The 19,567-nt window shown below is 63.2% G+C and carries 14 protein-coding genes and 1 pseudogene; 8 read left to right on the forward strand and 7 right to left on the reverse strand.

The window, feature by feature from the left end:
- Nucleotides 1–176 precede the first annotated feature (176 nt).
- The gene (locus CJ177_RS09135; protein WP_095867605.1) at nucleotides 177–1,724 is read left to right on the forward strand and encodes an aldehyde dehydrogenase; all 1,548 of its coding nucleotides are present in this window, start codon (nucleotides 177–179) and stop codon (nucleotides 1,722–1,724) included.
- 1,487 nt (nucleotides 1,725–3,211) lie between these two features.
- Here CJ177_RS09135 and CJ177_RS09140 read toward each other — a convergent pair.
- Nucleotides 3,212–4,321: an alcohol dehydrogenase catalytic domain-containing protein gene (locus tag CJ177_RS09140; RefSeq protein WP_179443181.1), complete on the reverse strand. Its 1,110-nt coding sequence runs from the start codon at nucleotides 4,319–4,321 to the stop codon at nucleotides 3,212–3,214.
- A 1,053-nt stretch (nucleotides 4,322–5,374) separates the two neighbouring features.
- Here CJ177_RS09140 and CJ177_RS09145 point away from each other — a divergent pair.
- The 4 genes from CJ177_RS09145 (at nucleotide 5,375) to CJ177_RS47330 (ending at nucleotide 8,353) form a co-directional block, all read left to right on the forward strand.
- Entirely contained in the window at nucleotides 5,375–5,938 is a 564-nt protein-coding gene (locus CJ177_RS09145; RefSeq protein WP_095867606.1) for a cupin domain-containing protein, read from the forward strand.
- On the forward strand, nucleotides 5,935–6,912 hold the full coding sequence (locus CJ177_RS09150) for an LLM class flavin-dependent oxidoreductase (protein ID WP_095867607.1): 978 nt from the start codon (nucleotides 5,935–5,937) through the stop codon (nucleotides 6,910–6,912). Before CJ177_RS09145 ends, CJ177_RS09150 begins: the two co-directional genes overlap by 4 nt.
- Nucleotides 6,913–7,127: 215 nt before the next feature.
- The gene (locus tag CJ177_RS49340) at nucleotides 7,128–7,607 is read left to right on the forward strand and encodes a WhiB family transcriptional regulator (protein WP_095867695.1); all 480 of its coding nucleotides are present in this window, start codon (nucleotides 7,128–7,130) and stop codon (nucleotides 7,605–7,607) included.
- Nucleotides 7,608–8,179: 572 nt separating this feature from the next.
- Nucleotides 8,180–8,353: a hypothetical protein gene (locus CJ177_RS47330; RefSeq protein ID WP_179443182.1), complete on the forward strand. Its 174-nt coding sequence runs from the start codon at nucleotides 8,180–8,182 to the stop codon at nucleotides 8,351–8,353.
- 377 nt (nucleotides 8,354–8,730) lie between these two features.
- Here the strand turns inward: CJ177_RS47330 and CJ177_RS09170 are convergent, their stop codons facing one another.
- From CJ177_RS09170 to CJ177_RS09190, 5 genes are all read right to left on the reverse strand, one after another.
- Entirely contained in the window at nucleotides 8,731–8,958 is a 228-nt protein-coding gene (locus CJ177_RS09170; RefSeq protein WP_061042550.1) for a hypothetical protein, read from the reverse strand.
- Between the two features lie 316 nt (nucleotides 8,959–9,274).
- The gene (locus CJ177_RS09175; protein ID WP_095867610.1) at nucleotides 9,275–10,441 is read right to left on the reverse strand and encodes an acyl-CoA dehydrogenase family protein; all 1,167 of its coding nucleotides are present in this window, start codon (nucleotides 10,439–10,441) and stop codon (nucleotides 9,275–9,277) included.
- 283 nt (nucleotides 10,442–10,724) lie between these two features.
- The gene (locus CJ177_RS09180; RefSeq protein WP_179443183.1) at nucleotides 10,725–12,320 is read right to left on the reverse strand and encodes a succinic semialdehyde dehydrogenase; all 1,596 of its coding nucleotides are present in this window, start codon (nucleotides 12,318–12,320) and stop codon (nucleotides 10,725–10,727) included.
- A 35-nt stretch (nucleotides 12,321–12,355) separates the two neighbouring features.
- The gene (locus CJ177_RS09185) at nucleotides 12,356–13,633 is read right to left on the reverse strand and encodes a cytochrome P450 (RefSeq protein ID WP_095867697.1); all 1,278 of its coding nucleotides are present in this window, start codon (nucleotides 13,631–13,633) and stop codon (nucleotides 12,356–12,358) included.
- Between the two features lie 14 nt (nucleotides 13,634–13,647).
- Nucleotides 13,648–15,096, reverse strand: a complete 1,449-nt coding sequence (locus CJ177_RS09190; RefSeq protein WP_095867611.1) for an aldehyde dehydrogenase — start codon at nucleotides 15,094–15,096, stop codon at nucleotides 13,648–13,650.
- A 124-nt stretch (nucleotides 15,097–15,220) separates the two neighbouring features.
- Between CJ177_RS09190 and CJ177_RS09195 the strand changes: the two genes are divergently transcribed.
- The 3 genes from CJ177_RS09195 (at nucleotide 15,221) to CJ177_RS09205 (ending at nucleotide 18,455) form a co-directional block, all read left to right on the forward strand.
- Nucleotides 15,221–15,781 (forward strand): TetR/AcrR family transcriptional regulator, encoded by a 561-nt coding sequence (locus tag CJ177_RS09195; RefSeq protein WP_095867612.1) that lies wholly within the window; start codon nucleotides 15,221–15,223, stop codon nucleotides 15,779–15,781.
- A 366-nt stretch (nucleotides 15,782–16,147) separates the two neighbouring features.
- Nucleotides 16,148–17,356, forward strand: coding sequence for a CaiB/BaiF CoA-transferase family protein (locus tag CJ177_RS09200; protein ID WP_095867698.1), 1,209 nt, complete (start codon nucleotides 16,148–16,150; stop codon nucleotides 17,354–17,356).
- A gap of 7 nt (nucleotides 17,357–17,363) precedes the next feature.
- A complete protein-coding gene (locus tag CJ177_RS09205) occupies nucleotides 17,364–18,455 on the forward strand; it encodes an NAD(P)-dependent alcohol dehydrogenase (RefSeq protein ID WP_095867613.1) in 1,092 nt (363 codons plus the stop codon).
- Nucleotides 18,456–18,736: 281 nt separating this feature from the next.
- On the opposite strand, the pseudogene CJ177_RS09210 reads toward CJ177_RS09205, so the two are convergent.
- A pseudogene (locus CJ177_RS09210) lies at nucleotides 18,737–19,401 on the reverse strand (nitroreductase).
- Nucleotides 19,402–19,567: the final 166 nt, after the last annotated feature.

Below are 19,567 nucleotides of genomic sequence, written 5' to 3' on the forward strand. Positions count from 1 at the left end.
GGTCGACTGAACGCCACCGTTGTGTAGGCATCCGTGCCGCCACCTCAGTGACATTATCGACTAACCTGTCAATAGTCGATTATCTTGGGTAGAGTGCGACGGGCACGACTGCCCACTCAGTGGTCCGTCGGTTTCAACCGAACGCGAGCGGTTCGTCGCGGCCCTTTGCCGCGTGAATGCTCGATCGGACATCCCGAGACCTGGAAGGTCATCTTTTGGTTCACATCACAGAAGCTCCGACAGATCGGCAGTTCGCATACATTGACGGGGCGCCCGACCAATCCGCGACCGGATTCTTCGATGCGATCAACCCGGCGAACGGTGAAGTTATCGCCCAGGTGGCCAAAAGCGACGCCGCCGATGTCGACCGTGCCGTGCAGGCAGCCACCCGGGCGCAGCACGAGTGGTTCGGCTGGGAGCCGGGCCGCCGTGTCAAAGTATTGCTCGCGTGGGCAGACCTCGTTGAGAGTCATCATGCGAAGCTGGCAGAAATCGACACACGGAACATGGGGCGCACAATCCGGGACTCTCTCGGTGACGGCGCGGCGAGCGCACGCCTGATTCGCTACTGGTCCGGTCAGGTGGATCGCATGACTGGCACCCAGGTCCCGGGGAACGCGGGCCACCTGTCATACACCACCCGGGAACCGCTTGGGGTCATCGGGGTGATCATGCCGTGGAATGGACCAGTGGGTAGCTTCTGCAGCCGTGTGGCCCCTGCACTCGCATGTGGAAATGCCGTAGTGGTCAAGCCGAGTGAGATGTCCCCCTTGTCCGCGCTCGTGCTTGCCCGGCTCGGTGCCGAGGCCGGATTCCCGGCCGGGCTCGTCAACGTCGTCACCGGTGGTGGTGAGGTCGGTGCCGCAGTAGCGGAACATCCAGGTATCGGCGGGATCACCTTCACCGGCAGTGTGCCGACTGGCCGAAGCATTGCGCGGGCTGCCGCAGACACTTTCAAGAAGAGCGTGCTCGAACTCGGTGGCAAGTCGCCGAATATCGTGTTTGAGGACGCGGACCTCGAGACAGCCGGCCGCGCTGCGGTGTGGGGGATATTCAACAATGCCGGCCAAGTCTGTGTCGCGGGAACACGTCTGCTCGTTCAGCGTTCGATCGCGTCCGACTTCGTCGAGGCGCTCCGCCAAAGAGCTGCACGTGTGCGCGTCGGAGACCCCATGGACCCGAATAATCATGTCGGGCCGTTGGCCTCGCAGCAGCAGTTCGATCGGGTGCAGAGTTACCTGAAGATTGCACGCGATGAAGGAGCGCAGATACTGCACGGAGGGGGAACGCCCCCTGGAACCGACCCTAATGGCTTGTTCGTGGAGCCCACCGTGCTCACCGACGTCGATCCGTCCATGCGTGTTGCCCAGGAGGAGATTTTCGGTCCAGTCCTCTCGATCCTCGTCTTCGACGACGAGGATCAAGCGGTGGAGCTTGCCAACAACGTGGAGTTCGGCTTGAGCGCAAACATCTGGACTCGCGACTTGGGGCGGATGCATCGCATGAGCCAGCTCGTGCAGGCCGGAACGATCTGGGGCAACACGATGAGGATGTACGGGCCCGGCTTGTGGTTCGGCGGAATCAAGTCGAGCGGCGTCGGAAGTGCCTACGCCGAAGGCGCGATCGACGGATCTACCCGGCTGCGCCGCACAACCATCAGGTTCGATGAAGCGGTGCCTACTCCGTCCTGGAACGACCTCGACGACGACCAGCAGACGCGGTAATCGCCCCACAGGGATAGCAGCTCGCGTGAGGTAAGGGCTATTGAGGGAGCGCGGCGCTCTCTGCGCTCGCGCCCTCAATGGCTCCCCGCCGGCCAGCAGGACGCCGGCCTCGACCGGCGGACCCCGCTTCCCTGCTCCTGCTCTGTCACTGCGGCGTCCACCTCAAGCGCGGGCGCCGGGCGGTGTAAAGGAGGTCACTTCAAATACGTTCCGCTCTTATGTATTCGAATGCTCGCTCACCTGCAGCTGATTGGTCGGCGGTCCCATTGCCAGAAACAGCGCTCCATCCCAGGGGGGCCAGTGCGCGCCGTCGAGTGCCGCCCCGGCGGGCTTGACCCGGAACAGCCGACAACCCGCGCAGGCACCGATGAGCCCATCACCTCGTTCGGCTCCGACCACGAGCACGTCTGGGCGAGCGTCAGCGACACAGACGGTGTGGAGTGGACGGTCAAGGCAAGTACCACTGCGGTGAGGGTCGGAGCAATACGCGGGGACTTCCGTGCTGATCCCCACCGCAACCCGCCGCGGACCCCTAGAAGGATGTGGCCCCCCTCCTCTACCTGCCCGGCGCAGGTTCCTCTCGGAACGCCGGTGAGGCTCTTCCGCGCGCCGGCCCTGTTTGCAGGTAACGGCAAGGACGGGGACTCAACACAGGTGCAGGCGACGTCGCCAGCCTACTGACCTCCCGTCAAGTACCGATCTTGCTGCATCGTCAGGCGACTCAACCAACCCCAGAGGGGCGACCGGCCGTGGTCGACGGGTTGGCCGCACCGGTACCAACAAGCGAAAGCGAGTGGGGCGACACCTCCTCGCCACTCCCGTGTACGAGATGTGCAAGCGACCAGGCCGCTTCGCATAGGTGGTTCCGTAGTCAGGCGCGCGCGTTGCCCGCTGGCCGTCTCCGTCGCGGAGGGCGGCGGCTCTTTCGGCGACTTCCGCCAGGTCGTCCAAGCGGTCATTCTTCGCTACTGTGCCGGTGATGTGTACGGGTTCGAGACATGTTTGACCCATCGTCACCGGAATCCCGTGCCTCAGGAGTCCTGTTTCATGACAGGAAGCTGCAGAGCGCTATTGACCACACGCTCTGCAGCTTCGTGGCGAACTGGCACAACTCGTCGGCGGTTCCAGTCAACCTTCGTCCTGCCCGTCGGGCTAGTTCAGGGAGGCGACCACCCGACTCTTCAGCGCCGTAGCAACAGCAGCTGTGGCGCCCCTTGTTCAACTGCGGACGAACAGCGTGCGCGACGAATCCGTCGGTTCAAATTGGTATGGATCAACCAGCGTCGCATCCAGCTCCGACTCGCACGCCTCGACCCACCACGCTGGAGTAGTGCTCTCCACGCGGTTTCTCTGGCTGTGACACCTCACCAAAGGGAGCTACGCGTTGGCCCGATGTCTACAACCTCACGACTCCACAGCTGCCAGATCGATCGGACCCGTTATACCCACCGCCGCACCTGAATTTGTGCTGACGGGCATCGTGACGTTCACGGAACGATCACGTAGTTGCTGAATCCGCCGTTCCGGCTTCCGATCACGGAGAGGGCCTCGTTTACTTCCTCGAGCTTGAAAATCTCGTGCTCGAAAATGCTCAGGTCCACCAAACCTGCTTTAGCCATGCCGGACATAGCTTGTCCGTCGGCGACAGAGAACCAGTTTGAGCCAATAATGTTGCGGTCATTGGACATCATCGAGTTGAGGTTAACCGGTACGTCTCCGACGACCGCACCAACATTGACGAGTTGCCCACCGCGGCGAAGGCCTGCAATCGAATCCACGAGGACCTGGTGGGGTGCGCCAGGACCGAGAGCGTCGACAACGATCGATGCGCCATCGCCATTGGTTTGTGACCGAACCCACTCGGCGATGCTGCCGCCCTCTTTGATCGAGAAAACCTCGATGCGGTCGGGCGCAAGTTCGCGGAGTCTATCGAGGAGGGCTTGATCGCGGGCGACACCAAGTACTTTCGCCCCCATAGCAAGCGCGAACAGCACGACCCCGATCCCGAGCGTACCGGTGGCACCGTTTACGACCACCGTGCTGTTTGGCCCTGCTCCTGCCGTACGCAGGGCTTTATAACCGGTGCCGAGATAGCCCCAGCGGGCGGCCGTTTCGTGCGAAACGTTGTCTGGAATCGTCACAATGCTGTACTGGGGCGCGGTCATGAACTCACACATACCGCCGTAGGGGTAGTCTTCGAGTAGCTCACCGGATCGTCGGCCTACACCGAAATAGCCGCTACATGCGAAAGCCTCGCATTGCTCGGGCTTTCCGATGCGGCAGACATAACATCCGCCACAGTAGCGTGCCGGATTCACGTACACGCGCTGACCGATGTCAAGTCCGTGCACCTGGGATCCTTTGTCGACGATGACACCCGACGGGTCGAGGCCGTAGATTGCAGGCAGAGGTGGCAGAGTCAGGTGGGGGTACCAGGTGCTGAGGTTGCGAAGGACATTGCCCAGATTGGGCACAATGCCGCATGCCTTTACTTCGACCAGGACATCGGTAGGTCCAGGGCGGGGCACTTCGATGCGGTCAATTCGCAACGGATCGCCGCTGTTGTGCATTCGTGCAGCACGCATGGTCTTAGACATTGAAGGACCTTTCGAAACTGTTCATCGGTGAGAGGCGTAGTGGTGGCCTTTTAGGCGCTGAGTAGCGAGTCGCCGGACGTGAGACTCTGTCAAAGAGTGGAGCGTTCGGTTCGCCGACCGGAGGAGATCCGGGACCATTGCAAGATTCCTGGGGATTGAGTCAAAAGTCTCCTGTGGTCGGCGTGATTCGGTCACCGCGTGTCGCACCTTGTTAGCGGGGGTACAAGTGCTCGTCTCGTTGAGACGGGCCTGCGCGCCCATGAGAGTGGGCATGTACTTCAGTAGAGGCAGTAAGTCACGGCGTCCCGGCGGGACGGTCAGTAGCTCTCTGCACGTCAGGCATCGTGGTGCTTCCTTCTACGTGGCTGGGGCAAGCGAAAGTCGCAAGACCCAGCACTCGCCCAAGGTAGTCGCGTACCCACACGACTGTGACACTGGCAACACGATAATCTTGTACAGATTATCGTTTGTCAATCCCATGATCGATAGTTTGACTCGGCCCGAGACGCCCGAGCGTCGGCGTCACGGGTATGCCACCCAAGGCTCGCTTGCAACTATCGTTAACCAAGAAGAGTATCGAGTATTGTCTTGACAATCGCGTCTATTCGAGGCACTGTGAGAGACGCCACTAGTCGTAGTGCAGTTCACTACAACGCCCTGTACAGCAGTTCTAGTGTGGACCTCGCCGGCAGCGCGAGATCCCTTCGAACGTGGAGCCTGAGGAATGTCCCCTTGCACAGACCAACCCACCATTGATCTGGCTCCCCCCGGGCTCGACGACCCAAGAATCGGGACGGCCCGCAACCGCTTCATATCTACGGAACGGAGCGTCAGCTACAGGGCAACCCACTCCGGCGATATGGTGCCGAACCCCACCCGCAGCGAACTCCATCTGGGACCGCCCGGTGAGTCATTCACCGCTCCAGTTGTCGGTGAAAATCCTCGTGGCAATCACTGCGCACCCCAGCCAGTCGAGCCGTAGTCACATATCAGAAGTTCGTTTTGCAGTTTGATGAGATCCGTTATCGCAACTTCCCGTCTAGGAGGCGTCTTATGAACTACCGCAGAGTGGTGGTTTCAAATGTCAACGGCATCAGCACGGTCGTCGAGGACGGGCAGCCGACCCGCCTGAATCTTTCCCGGCACACACCTGGATTCGCCTCCGGATTCGTGTGGTCCACGGAGCCCAAACCGGTTCTGAGCAGCTCTACAACCGATCCCACCCTGGCCAAGTCCAGTTTCCTGCCGGTGGTGGGAGGGACGAGTCTGCTGTTGCTGACCCTTCCGCCCGACTCGGTCTACGCTGATCCCTCTTACGATCCCGTAGCAGCTGGCGCCGAGGCAGCGGAGAGCTCACCCGGTCTGGCCGAACTGTTCGAACCCGACAATCCTGGAATGCATACCACTCCGACTGTGGACTACGACGTGGTCATCGAAGGGGAAGTGTGGCTTGAGCTTTCTGAGGGCGAGGTTCATCTGACCACCGGCGACATTGTCGTTCAACACGGCACCCGCCACGCATGGCGCAACAAGGGCGACAAACCAGCCACAGTCCTAGCAGTCTTGATCGGCGCTCAGGACAGAGCGCCGGCAGAGGATGAGGATCATCGCTCATGAACATGGAACTCTCGTGCACATTCGCAACGACGCTGTCGACTCCGGAGAATATCCGCATCGCCGAAGAGTTGGGATACGTCAGCGCGTGGCCCTTCTACTCACCCGCGATATACGCCGATCCATGGATGATGCTCGCTCTGGCAGCGGAGCGGACCTCTCGAATAGGCCTGGGTATCTCGGTGATCGTGCCGCGCTTACGCCATGTCGCCGACGTTGCAAGCTCACTTGCGACCCTGCACCAGCTCGCACCTGACCGCGTTACCCTGGTAGTCGGATCCGGCTTCAGCAGCACCGGACTGCTGCGTAGCAAGAACATTCCCTGGTCGGTTGTCGAGACGTTCGTCGGTCAGCTCAGAACCCTCCTTGCCGGCGGGGAGATCGAAATCGATGGTCGGAAGGGCTCGATGCTGCATGTCGCGGAATCTGGTATCTCGCTTCCCATCGATGTTCCGATTTGGGTAGCCGCGCACGGTCCGAAAGGGCTCGGTGTCGCCTCCCGGGTCGCAAACGGCATCATCACCAACCTGACCCATGGCGACCAGAAGATCACGTTCGAGGGCCCTTGCGCCGTAAGCTATTACGGCACGGTTCTGGCGCCGAACGAAACATGCGATGATCCTGCTGTGATCGAGAGAGTAGCGCCTGCCGCCGCTCTCGCTCTGCACATGGGCCCGTACGGTCCGCTCGCCGGCTCCGAGGAAGAGCGGGGGTTCACCGCAGCGATCGAATCGTTCCCCGAGGACGAGCGTGTGATCGAAACTCATCGTGGTCATATGCTCACATTGACCGAACTCGATCGGAAGTATGTTAACGGCAACGCAGTCCGTGATGGGACACTCACCGGTTGCCCAGCACAGATCCGCGACCGACTAGCGGAGATCGAGCAGTCTGGGGCCACCAGATTCTGTTACACGCCGGTTGGTCCGGACATTCCTCGGGAACTCGAGGCATTCGCGAAAGTCTTTCATGCGTGAATTGTCGATCGCTTCTCAATCCTGATTCAGGACACTGCCGCCAGCTGCTGTAGAAGTGAAAATTTGTCCGGAACCGGCTCGCAGTCGCCGCGGCGACTTGGTAGTCGCCCAACCTGCAAGTGCTTGCCGCTCTGTTCCTCTTCTCACTCTTCGATTCCGAAGCCTTGCTCTCGCGGCATTGGCAAGTCATCGGCATAGTCCCGCCTGAGCTTTGGATGCGTAGCTCCGATGCGTGCGATCAATTCCCGTCAGGCTGCAACGGTGAGAACGCAGCATCCGATCTACTCGCCGACGCCCCGTGTCACGGTGGCTTCACCAACCTCATCAGCATCCCGGCACTGTCGGTGCCCTCGTCGCGGAGCCCGACCGCCCACCAGCAAAGGAGTGCCACTGTGCGGGCCTTTCGAACCGTAAGTCAAAGCCATCTACCCACACGCGAGAGCCTGAACGGGCGACTCGCTGCCCTGTGCCGCGTCGTCGAACCGTCGTTATTCTTTCACCCTTCCAACGAGCGCGGACCAAGGCGAGCCACGCGCATTGCTCGAGCGAAGCAAATCTGTTCCGGATGCCCGGTACCACGGCCTTGCCGGGAGTACGCGCTGTCTGCGCGGGAGCCGTTCGGAATCTGGGGCGGCACCTCCGAAGAGGATCGTGACCGCATCCTCGGTCGCAAGACAGCCAACCGCAGCGCCTGAATCCCCGGTCACCGCATCGCATTCTTCCAAAGCCGGAACACAAACTCAGGATTGTCATGTTCAAGTATGTCCACCAGGTTGGTTGAGGATGCAGCAAGAACGGTTGCCCGATGTATGCGTGCAACGCATAGCGGCGTACACCGCAGACCCCCATTGAGTCGGTCCGCCGCTACGTAGCCGCTGTCCGCACTGCCGGCTTGCTCGTCGCCACCGCGGTCGACGCCGAGATCGCTACCCGTCTCGACCCCACCGAAACGCGAACGAATCGACGCGGCCAGAAGCCACGTCAAGGAACTGCTCGCTCAGCAGATCGCCGAGAAGCGCGCCGTCGAGCGGAGACCACGACATGACGAGACAGTTGCGGTGGCTCGGCCCCGCGGGAACGCGTCGAGCGCCTCGCACTGATCCAGGCGACGACGGCGGACTTCATTGCCCGCACCGATTCGATCCGTGTCGCCACGGTCGAGGTCGACAACCTCGAGTTGCGCCGCGGGGCCGCAGAAGGCCGGATCGCCGCGGAAGTGCTTGGTCGCTACGGCGACTACGGCACCGTGGTGCCCGAGGTGCACCCGATGTCGACCAGCCGTGTGCAGGCCCTCACCGCAGTGGCCGCCAGCGCGTTCCCGTCCGCATGGATCCGGGACTCATCCGCGAGCATCCGCCTGCTGGTGAAAGAGTCCATAGCTCGTGCCTACTACCAGCACAAATCCATGGTCCGCATTAGCGACAACACCGACTACGACTAGCGACGACCCGGATACGAGCAGATCTGGGCGACCAGGAAGGCGATGCCCCCCGCCCCCGGGAAAGCACCGGTCGAGCGGATGCGGGAGCTGGACTGGGCTCGACGGCACCAACGTCCGCGACCCCGGGACTCGTCGTTGGGCGTGGAACGGTCTCGCGGTGATGTCCGAACTGCGGGTACCCACCGCCGCCGCCGGCCCTGGCGAGTCTCGAGGCCGACGTGTGTCTCCCTAGCGGATGAGCGGGCGCGGCCAAACCCGCCACGCGCCTCGACTGTATGGACGCCACCGTACGAACACGCGGAGGCGCGGTTGGCGCAGGCGGTCTACGCCTCCGGGTGTGGTCGGTCTTGCCCGGGACCGCACGCTCGGTCCAGGAGTCATCCTCGTTCTGCGGTGCGGCCCACTACGGCAACCATTTCGCGTAGCCCGTTTCGCTCGGCCAGCGACAGACCGGTGGGGCGTCCTGAGACGAGGATTTTCTCGATCCGTTGAGCAAAGGTCAGCATGCTGATTCCAAACTCGACGAGAATGTCATCAGCGGGCGGGCCGCCGAAGGGGAGCCAGCGGACAGCGAAGTCAACGATTGCCGAGGATTCGGCGTCCATTTCGGGTGAGCCAGCGCTCCAGGTTTGTAGCGCACGGCGATTGGTGCGCCGTGCGCTGCTGTGTGAAACCCGCTGCAATATCCTCATCCTTCTGTGAAACCGCAGACTTCTACGGTGCAAACTACGAGCTCTTACGGTTTCTTCAGCGGCGAAGTTCCGGAGCATGGCTGTCTATCAGGGTGTGTCGCACGTGCATCCCCCGGCTCAGCACTGCTGGTCCGGGTCGGCTGTGTAAGGGTGGTGATCCCTCGCCGGGGTGCGTCCTCGGAACACTCACCTGCAGTAGATGTTAGGTGGCGTGGAGCATCGTTGGGCTTCAGCTACGCCTATCCGCTGAACTGAAGAGATCGCGCTGGATGATCTCCTTCATGATTTCGTTGGTGCCGCCGTAAATACGCTGCACGCGCGCATCGATGAAGGCCTTTGCAATCGGATACTCCATCATGTAGCCGTAGCCGCCGTGCAGCTGGAGTCCCGCATCGATGACGTCCCACTGCAGTTCGGTAGCAGCGAGCTTGGCCTTGGCAGCGTCGGTGGGTGAGAGTTCTCCATGTGAGTGCTGGATTACGGCACGGTCGAGGAAGGCGCGGACCATATCGATCCGTGTCGCGAGGTCGGCCAGGACGAAGCCGGTGTTCTGGAATTCGGAGATCGACTTCCCGAACGCTTTGCGTTCGGTCACGTAGGACACGGTCCACTGCAGCGCCGCTTCGGCGGACATCTGCGCAGCGAGCGCGATACCGAGCCGCTCGAGCGAGAGACTGTCCATCAAATAGTGCAGCCCGGCACCGATCTCACCGAGCACATTCTCCTGGGGAACTCGAACGTCGTCGAAAACCAGCTCAGCGGTGTCCTGGGCGGACAGACCGACCTTGTGCAATTGCCGGCCTCGGTGGAATCCGGGCATGCCATCCTCCACCACCACCAGGCTGAGCGCACCACTTCCATCGCTGCTGGGGGTGCGCACGACGACGATCACCAGGTCCGCGAGGATCCCACTCGTGATGAAGGTCTTGCTGCCGTTTACCACCCAGGCGTCGCCGTCTTGGACGGCAGTGGTCTTGATGCCGCGAAGATCGCTCCCGGTTCCGGGTTCGGTCATCGCGATTGCTCCGATCGTCTCCCCGGTCGTAAACCCCGGCAACCATCGTCGCTTCTGATCAGCGCTGCCCTGTCGCAGGATGTAGTTCGCGACGATGTCGTCGTTGGTGGAGAATCCGGACTGCAATGCTGCGGCACCGACGCGGGCCAACTCCGAGATGACGACGACCCGGAAGCGGTAGTCGGTGACCCCGCTGCCGCCGTACTCCTCAGGGATCGACAACCCCAACAATCCTAACTTCCCAGCGGCCAACCATGTTTCGCGGTCAATCGATCGCTGTTCGTCCCATCGTTCGAGATTCGGGACAACGTCGTTCTCCACGAAACGGCGGACTGTCTGGCGATACGCCTCGTGATCGACCTCGAAAAGATCGCTCCTCACACTGACTCCTCGATCGGTATTGCGCTGCAGATGAATGGGAAAGAGTTTCGGTGCTCCCGGGAGGAGCCGAAAGATGGGTTAAAGAGTTCTTGCCGTTTGGGTCGCTTTCACCGCACCGATGCGGTCGCCGCGATGGTCGACAGCATCGGCGCTGCGGTGCCCCGGGTTCGGGCGCGAAACGTGTCCACCGGTGGGAGCACAGCTGACCTCTGTGACCCGCAGGCCGTGGTCGTTCAGCCTGCAGAAGCAACGGATCCGCGCAGACGCGGGACTGACGACGTTTCTACTTGATTCGAAACATCTTCATCAGCCGGTACGTCCAGGCGAGGATCGTTGCGTTCTGCTCGGTGCTCACTCCTGCCGGGGGATCGAATCCCACGACGTGTTGGCTCGCGATGGTCTGCAGCTCGGTGTACTCGAGGATGCCGTGTTCGCCATGCCGACGGCCCTGACCGGAGGACTTCATTCCGCCCATCGGTGCGTCGTTGGACGCGTAGGCAGAGCCGTAGCCCTCGTTGATGTTGACGGTTCCGCAACGGATCTGTTCGGCGACACGGCGGCCACGGGCCGTGCTGGAGGTCCAGACGCTGGCGTTGAGGCCGAACTCGGTGTCGTTTGCGAGGCGGACAGCCTCGTCGTCACTGTCGACCCGGTACAACGAGACCACCGGTCCGAAGGTCTCGTTGGCGTACACCTCCATCTCGGGGGTGACGTCCTCGAGGATGGTCGGTTCGTAGAAATACGGGCCGAGGTCGGGACGTGGCCGTCCTCCTGCGAGCACTGTGGCCCCATGATCGCGGGCATCGGCGACGTGACGTTCGACGTTGTCGAACTGTCGTTGCGATGTCAAAGTGCCGATGTCGTAGTCGAACGCTGCGCCCTTCCCGAGTTTGAGTGCCTGGGTCTGCGCGACGAGCTTGCGGACGAATTCGTCGTAGATGGCGCCGGCGATGTACAGGCGTTCGGTCGACAGGCAGAGCTGCCCGGCGGTGGAGAAACACGCCCGAGCTGCTCCCTTGGCGGCCTTGTCGAGATCGGCGTCGTCGAGCACCAGCATGGGGTTCTTGCCGCCGAGCTCGAGTGTGCAACCGATGAGTCGGCGCGCGGCCGCCTCCGCGATCTTGCGGCCCGCGCTGGTCGAGCCGGTGAAGCAGATGTGGTCGGCGTGGTCGATGATCGGCTGTCCGACCGTTGCCGGCTCGCCGACGACGACCTGCCACAGTGCGGGGTCGAGGCCGGCTTCGACGAGGAGCTCCCGCGCGCGTAGTGCGGTCAGCGCGGTCTGCGTGTCCGGCTTGTGGACCACGGCATTGCCGGCGAGGAGCGCGGGGATGATGTCGCAGACACCCAGCGACAGGGGATAGTTCCACGGGGAGATGATGCCCACCACGCCCTTGGGCTGCCGCAATTCACGGGTTTGTGTCGCGAGTGGGATCGCTCCGGCTCGTTTGCGGGGGGCGAGGAACTTCGATGCGTGCCTGCCGTAATAGAGCGCCAGTCCCGCGACATCGAGGGTCTCTTCGAATGCGCTGTTGCGGGACTTGCCGGTCTCGGCCTGGACGATGTCGATGAGGCCTTCGTTCGCGAGGACGAGGTCGTGCAGCCGCAGGAAAGGTTTGGCCCGCTCACGTGGTGATGTGGCAGCCCATGTGCGTTGGCTGGTGCGGGCGGCGGTGAACGCCGCCGCCACGTCGTCGACGGTCGAGGTACGGAAGGTCGCCAATTGTTGCCCGGTGGCCGGTGCAGCTGTCGACACTTCCGGTCCGCTACCAGGCAGAGTGCCGATCAGCCGGGAGATGATCGCAGGTGCGATCGCGATACTCGGGGTGCTCGAAGCAGGCGATGTGATGCTGTGGATTTTGTCGGTGCGTACTGTCATGTTCTCTACCAATCATCATGGAGTGCGTAGGAATCTCACGACTGTTCGGGTGTGAAGTGAATGGGCATCGACTTCACACCATGGATGAAGTTGCCCTCGAGCATGACGGGGTCACCCGCCCGGAAATCGGGAATTCGTGTGAGCAGTTCGCGGAACAGCGCCCGCAGCTGACTCTTGGCGACCTGATTGCCGAGGCAGAAGTGGTTTCCGCCGCCGCCGAAACCGACGTGCGGGTTCGGCGATCGTGACAGGTCGAAGGTGTCGGGGTCGGTGAAGACCGCGGTGTCCCAGTTCCCGGAGGGATAGAACATGACCACCTTCTCGCCGGCCTTGATGGGCTGACCGGCCAGTTCGGTGTCTTCGATGGCGGTGCGCCGGAAGGTCATCACCGGGGATGCCCAGCGCACGAACTCTTCGATCGCGTTGTTGATCCGGCCGTCGTAGTCCTCCAGGAGCCAGGCTCGCTGGTCAGGAAAATCGGTCAATGCCTTCACCGCGTGTGTGGCGGTCTGCCGCGTCGTATCGGTGCCGGCGACGCACAAGAGTGTGAAGAAGGACGATATTTCGATGTCGTTGAGTCGTTCACCGTCCACCTCGGCATTGACCAGGGCGCTGATCAGATCATCCCGGGGCTCGGCTCGGCGCTGCGCTGCGAGTGTGCGGGCAAGTTTGGTGAGATACCAGCCGACCTCGGCCAGCGCGGGCCCTCTCTCACGGCCGCCCCGTACTTCGGGGTCGTTCCATCCGGTGATGACTTCGGCGGCGTGGGCCACCTTCTCCTGCTCGTCGCGGTCGATGCCGATCATGTCGCAGACGGTTCGCATCGGTAGCTTGGCGGCGACTTCGCTGACGAACTCGGCGTCGCCCCTCGCGGCGATGGCATCGACGAGTTCGGAGGCGTTGCGTTTGATCTGGTCTTCGATTCGTTTGACCTGCCGCGGAGTGAAGGCGGCACTGATCAGCTTGCGAATCTTGGTGTGGTCGGGCGGGTCCATCGCGAGGATCGACTGCGACCCGCGCAGCACATCCGGCGGGAGATTCTCGAACTGCACCCCCAGGCCCGAGATAAAGACCTCGCTGCGGCGACTGACGTCGACGATGTCGGCGTGCCGCACCACCGCCCAGTATCCCGGGTCGCCCGGTTCCGGCAGCCACGAGTCCTCCACGGGCGGTTGCCAACTGACGGGACTGTGGTCGCGGAGTTGGGTGAACGAGGCTTCCCGTTCGATGGCGGACTTCGCCCAGAACGCCTTGGAGGACAAGTCGATCTCGTGGTAGGGGCGGATTGCGGCGTCGGTACGTGCAGCGGTCATCAGGTTCTCCAAGATCAAGCGGGCAGGTAGACGGACTTGAGTTGCTGGTACGGGTGCAGGCCCTCGGGACCGAGCTCCCGCCCGAGACCGCTCGACTTGACGCCACCGAACGGGGCCCCATGGTCGAGGGTGAACCCGTTGACGCCGACGGCACCGGCCTGGACGCGTCGGGCCACAGCCAGCCCTCGGTCGGGGTCGGCGGTCCACACGGTGCCGCCGAGACCGTAGACGGAATCGTTGGCGATCCGGACGGCTTCGTCTTCGTCGCGGTAGCGGATGATGCTCAGCACCGGGCCGAAGATCTCTTCCTGCGCAATGGTCGCCTTGTTGTCGACGTCGGCGAAGATCGTCGGTTCGACGAACCAGCCGCGGTCGAGATCCGCCGGCCGTCGGCCGCCGGTGGTGATGCGTGCTCCCTCGCTCTTTCCTTGGGCGATGTGTGCCTCGATGTTGTGGCGTTGGTGCGCGCTGGCGACCGGGCCGATCTGGGTCTTGGGGTCGAGGGCGTCACCGACACGCAGTGCCGAGGCCATCGCGGTGAACGCGTCGACGACCTCGTCGTAGCGGTTGTCCGGGGCGAGGATGCGGGTGCTGATGAAGCAGGTTTGGCCGTTGTTGAGCAGGGTCGAGGAGAACATCGATCTCATGCTCCGATGGAGGTCGACGTCGTCGAGGATGATTCCCGCGGACTTGCCGCCGAGTTCGAGGGTGACCGGTTTGAGCAGCCGCCCACACTGTTCGGCGATGGTGCGCCCGGCGTCGGTGGAGCCGGTGAAGGCCACCTTGTCGACTCCGGGGTGGTGGATCAGATGCGTTCCCACCGTCCGGCCGCCGCCGGTGACGATGTTGATCACGCCGGCTGGGAGATCCGCTTCTGCGACCGCGTCGGCGAGCAGAAACGCATCGAGGACGGTCTCGGACGAGGGTTTGATGACGACCGTGCATCCCGCGGCGAGGGCGGGGGCGAGTTTGAAGAAGGTCAACGACTGCGGGAAGTTCCACGGGACGATGGCGGCGACGACGCCGAGCGGTTCCTTGCGGACCGCGGTCGTGCCGTAGACCAGCGAGGGCCGGTGCTCTTCGACGGCAGTGTCGCGGATCAGTCCGGCGTAATACCGCAGCAGCGTCGCGGGCACGACTGCCTCGGTCTGCTTGCTGATGCTCGTGGGCATGCCGTTCTGGCTGCTGACCCGAATGGCAATGGCCCCGCTGTATTTGTCGATGGCGGTCGCCAAGCGCAGTAGTGCGTCCGCGCGTTGGTCGGGGGACCAGCTGGACCAGCCGGTCGGGTCGTCGAATGCGCGGCGGGCCGCGGCGACAGCAGCGTCGGCGTCGGCCTCGTTGCCCTTCGGGACGGATCCGATCACCTCTTCGGTGCTGGCCGAGACGACCTGGAGGGTGTCCGGAGATGCCGGACGTACCCATTCGCCCCCGATGAAGAGCCTGTCATAGAAACACCACATGTCCGTACCATAGCGCATGTTATGGAGATGGGGAAGGGCTGCCGAGCCTCTCGGCGAGGAGCGAGGGCCTCGATACGATAGACTGTGTTATTGACGGGTAGGCGACCAACGATCGGGGCGGACCATGTCACGGATAGTCACCCGAGAGCAGTACTTCGAGTCGGCTCTCGAGGCGCTCGCGGAGCTCGGCTTCACGGGTCTGAACATCGGGATGATGTGCAAGAAACTCGGCGTGACCAGCGGCTCGTTCTATCACCACTTCGGTAGCTGGCAGGGCTTCGTCGACGCATTGCTGACCTACTGGGAGAACCGTCAGGTGGTGATCCTGCGTGACGTCGAATTCGGCGTCGGCCCACCAGAAGAGGACATCGAATCCCTGCGCCGCCTCACGCTCGGACTGAATCACGAAGCGGAAGCTGCGATCAGGGCGTGGGCCGCCAACGACGAATCGGTACGCGAGGTGCGAAACCGGGTGGACGGCGCCCGGCGCAAGACGGTCTACAAGGCAGTGCTCCGGGTGGTCGGAGATCGTGCGACCGCCAAGGTGGTGACTTCACTCGGCATGTCCATGCTGGTGGGCTATCAGCAGGTGGCCGCCGACGGCGGGTACGCGCCCCTCGACAAGCTTCTCGACGAGTTCGTGCGGCTCATCTATTCGCACGCTGAATTGCCCCAAAGGGCCTGACGGGCTCCCACTCCTCGGCTGTGGTGCCCACGTGGTGCCGCGGACGGCCGGTGCGCCGCCTGCTGTCGATTCGGGTGTGAAAGCCGTGCGCGGATTCGAGCACCGCTCCGCGGCAAACAAGCGGTGCGACGTTCGCCGCGAGCCCTCCTGGCGCGTATTCAGGCGAGCGGGTCCTGCCCGCTGATCAATCCTCTTCTACGTCAGAGAATTTGGACCATCTTTTGGTTCCTGGACGGACCGCCGCGGTCCGGGCGGGTGACCCGATCGGCAGACAAAAGGCCTCTGGACTTCGACCATGAATGCAGTTATGGTGACAACAACATAGAGCATGTTATGTAGGTCGTTATGCCCAGAAAGGTGAACATGATGCCGAGCAGTGACGGCCCGCGGCCACTCGACGGCTACCGGGTGCTGGACTTCACGCAGAACGTTGCCGGACCGCTGGCCGGACAGGTGATGGCTGACCTCGGTGCCGAGGTGATCAAAATCGAAGCGCCGGGAGGTGAATCCGCTCGCCGCATCGTCTCCGTCGTTCCCGGGCGCAAGCCCTTGGCGACCTACTTTCTGCCGAACAACCGCGGGAAGAAGTCGGTGATGGTCGATCTACGGTCCGACGAAGGCCGTGAGCACGTTCTCCGCCTCGCCGACAGCGCCGACGTGGTGCTCGAGGCGTTTCGCCCCGGGGTGATGGAAAAGATGGGGTTGGGGCCGGAGACGTTGCAGGGGCGTAACCCGTCGCTGGTCTACGCCCGACTGTCGGCCTACGGCGGCAACGGTGTCAACAGCAGCCGGCCCGGTCTCGACCTGATGGTGCAGGCCGAGGCCGGAATGACCACCGGGCTACGGACGGCGGAGGGTGGACCGCAGATCATTCCGTTCCAGCTCGTCGACGGCGCCACCGGGCACGTCTTCGCTCAGGCCGTTCTCGCCGCACTGCTGAATCGGGAACGTCACGGTGTCGCCGATGTCGTCAAGGTCGCGATGTACGACGTCGCGGTGAGTCTGCAGGCCAACCAGCTCACCCTGCATTTGAACAAGGACCCCAACGCCTCGTCGAAGTCCGCGAAGCCCGCCCCCACCCTTGGCCCGGATGGCAAGCCGCGCAAGCAAGTTGCGTTCGCGACTCAACCCTCCGATGCGTTCAAGGCCGCGGACGGCCACCTTGTGCTCAGCGCCTACGTCCCCAAGCACTGGGCTCTGCTGTGTGAGGTGATCGGCCGGCCCGACCTGACCGAGGACGAACGCTTCGCCGACCAAAAACTGCGCGCCGTCAACTACTACGAACTCAAGGACGAGTTGGAGTCGGCGCTGGCCGAACGAACGGCTGCGCAGTGGGTGGACGCACTGCACGAGAAGGGACTGATGGCCACGCTCGCCTACAACTGGAAGCAGGTGGTGCACACCCCCCTGTTCGCCGAGAACGAACTCGCCGTCACCGTCGGGGAAGGGGAGAACGCGCAGGTGGTCGTCCGGACGCCCGCGCGATTCGACAGCTTCACCCCCGCGGCTGTCGGCCTGCCGCCGTCCCCGGGGGAGCACAACGACGAGTTCCTCGCCTCGGCCGTGGCGAACTGAGCCCGCTGTGAAAACTACTGCGGCAGTGCTCCGTTCGGCCGACAGTCCGTACTCGATCGAAGAGTTGACCCTCGATCCGCCCGGACCCGACGATATCGCGGTGCGGATCGCGGGTGTCGGGCTCTGTCATACCGATCTGCTGCCCCGAGCCGAACCGGGCATGCCGTTGCCGCTGGTACCGGGCCATGAGGGATCCGGGGTCGTCGAAGCGGTGGGATCCCACGTCCAGGGTCTCGCGGTTGGTGACCACGTGGTGTTGTCCTTCGATTCGTGCCGAACCTGCGCCAACTGCCGGCAGGCCCGTCCGGCATATTGCGACACTTTCTTTCCCCGCAACATGTCCGGTCGCACCGCCGCCGGTGCCACCAACGCGCGCGACGCAGACGGAGCACCGGTGTCCGCCCGCTGGTTCGGGCAGTCGTCCTTCGCCACCCGGGCTGTGGTCGACGCCCGCAACGCCGTCCAGGTCGACCCGGCGCTGCCGCTGGAACTGCTGGGCCCGCTCGGGTGCGGCTTTCAGACCGGGGCCGGCGCCGTGCTGAACTCCCTCGGCATCGAGGTCGGTGCCAGCATCGTCGTCTTCGGCGCCGGTGCCGTGGGCCTGGCCTCGGTGATGGCGGCGCGCGTGGCCGGAGCGGCGACCATCGTCGCGGTCGATCTCAACCGAGATCGGCTGGAGTTGGCCCGCGACCTGGGGGCCACACATGCCATCGATGGCGGCGCCGATGACGTCACCCGCCAGCTTCGCCGCACGGTTCGGGGCGGCGCCGACTACGCACTGGACACGACCGGGGCGGCACGGGCGATCGCGACCGCCATCGACACACTCCGGACGTCCGGGGTATGCGGGCTGATCGGCGCGCCCGCCGGTGATCTGCGAATCAGTGCCACAGCGCTGTGCACCGGACGGACCGTGAAAGGCATCGTCGAAGGCGACGCGATCCCACATCTGTTCGTTCCCCGCCTGATCTCGCTCTGGCAGGACGGCAAGTTCCCGTTCGACCGGTTGATCGAGAAGTTCGCTCTCGACGACATCGACGCCGCCGAGCGGGCCGCGCTCGACGGCAAGGTGGTCAAGCCGATTCTGGTGCCGCACTAGCTGCCACACCGACGTCGGCAGGTCCCGGGCAGACCTGCCGACCGGTCGTGGATGACGGGACAGGGACGGGTCCCGTCATCCACGCCCACTACAAGGATCGTGATCGGCCTCCATCGGTCCACCAACCGGATTCTCGCACCGGCCAGGAGGGGTGGGTGCACGCAACCGGCGAGCATCCAGCACCCAACGAGTTATCGATCGTGCAGACACGGACATGTGTCGATGAAAGTGCAGCGGGACAGAAGTATCGGCATCCAGTCGAACCGGCTCCGCAGGACAATTCAGCCGAGGAACTGGACTGTCGCCGAAATCGGGGCGCGGTCGATTATCGTGCCTCCGCTCACAGCGGTGTCCTCGTATCCGATAGCCATCCCACAGACCACATCAGATCGGCTGGCGGCTCGACGATTTCGTCGACTGTCGTATGGTAAACCGACCACGCCTCCTGGGGGCAGCTCGCTAGTCCCTCCTCCCGTAGGAGCAGCATGATCGTCTGCAGGCACATACCAATGTCGGACCACTGCGCCGAACCCATGTTGCGGTCGACATAGCAGAAGAGCCCGACCGGGGCACCGAAGAACTGCCAGTTTCGGGCGAACCACGCGCGCCGGGCCTTCTTGTCCTCTCGCGGAATGCCAAGAGCGGAGTAGAGCTGCTGGCCCGCCGAGACGCGGCGCTCGCGGTACGGTGATTTCAGGTCGGCGGGGTAGATCGGATACTGCGGTGCGTCGCCGAGGTCGCCGGCGGTGAGTCGGGCGGACATCTTCTCGACGATTGCAGCGTGGGATTGGCCGGTGACGACGTACGTGTGCCAGGGCTGAATGTTGCCGCCCGATGGGGTACGCGCGGCAGACTCGAGGACGCGTTCGAGGACCGCTCGGTCGACACGTTGGTCAGTGAAGTCGCGCACGGAGCGTCGTGATCGCACCGCGTCGTGCACATTCATGCGAGCTCCTCAATCCGGAAAATTTCATGGGGTCTGGCATCGAATACTTGCCATCGCTTTTCTGAATCCCTGCGAGCGGTCATTCTCAGAAGAAGTCTCGCTCATGTGACCTCTGCGGGAAATACGTTGGGGCGGCTGAGTGATCAAGCGACGAAGCCAGGCCGGT

The sequence above is a fragment of the Rhodococcus sp. ACPA1 genome, assembly GCF_002300195.1.
GTDB classification, from domain to species: Bacteria; Actinomycetota; Actinomycetes; order Mycobacteriales; family Mycobacteriaceae; genus Rhodococcus_F; species Rhodococcus_F opacus.

Excerpts from the sequence above, each read along its gene's own strand:
- CJ177_RS09135 (WP_095867605.1), top strand. The coding sequence starts at position 177 with ATGCTCGATCGGACATCCCGAGACCTGGAAGGTCATCTTTTGGTTCAC.
- CJ177_RS09140 (WP_179443181.1), bottom strand. The coding sequence starts at position 4,321 with ATGTCTAAGACCATGCGTGCTGCACGAATGCACAACAGCGGCGATCCG.
- CJ177_RS09145 (WP_095867606.1), top strand. The coding sequence starts at position 5,375 with ATGAACTACCGCAGAGTGGTGGTTTCAAATGTCAACGGCATCAGCACG.
- CJ177_RS09150 (WP_095867607.1), top strand. The coding sequence starts at position 5,935 with ATGAACATGGAACTCTCGTGCACATTCGCAACGACGCTGTCGACTCCG.
- CJ177_RS49340 (WP_095867695.1), top strand. The coding sequence starts at position 7,128 with ATGCGTAGCTCCGATGCGTGCGATCAATTCCCGTCAGGCTGCAACGGT.
- CJ177_RS47330 (WP_179443182.1), top strand. The coding sequence starts at position 8,180 with ATGTCGACCAGCCGTGTGCAGGCCCTCACCGCAGTGGCCGCCAGCGCG.
- CJ177_RS09170 (WP_061042550.1), bottom strand. The coding sequence starts at position 8,958 with ATGGACGCCGAATCCTCGGCAATCGTTGACTTCGCTGTCCGCTGGCTC.
- CJ177_RS09180 (WP_179443183.1), bottom strand. The coding sequence starts at position 12,320 with ATGACAGTACGCACCGACAAAATCCACAGCATCACATCGCCTGCTTCG.
- CJ177_RS09185 (WP_095867697.1), bottom strand. The coding sequence starts at position 13,633 with ATGACCGCTGCACGTACCGACGCCGCAATCCGCCCCTACCACGAGATC.
- CJ177_RS09190 (WP_095867611.1), bottom strand. The coding sequence starts at position 15,096 with ATGTGGTGTTTCTATGACAGGCTCTTCATCGGGGGCGAATGGGTACGT.
- CJ177_RS09195 (WP_095867612.1), top strand. The coding sequence starts at position 15,221 with ATGTCACGGATAGTCACCCGAGAGCAGTACTTCGAGTCGGCTCTCGAG.
- CJ177_RS09200 (WP_095867698.1), top strand. The coding sequence starts at position 16,148 with ATGCCGAGCAGTGACGGCCCGCGGCCACTCGACGGCTACCGGGTGCTG.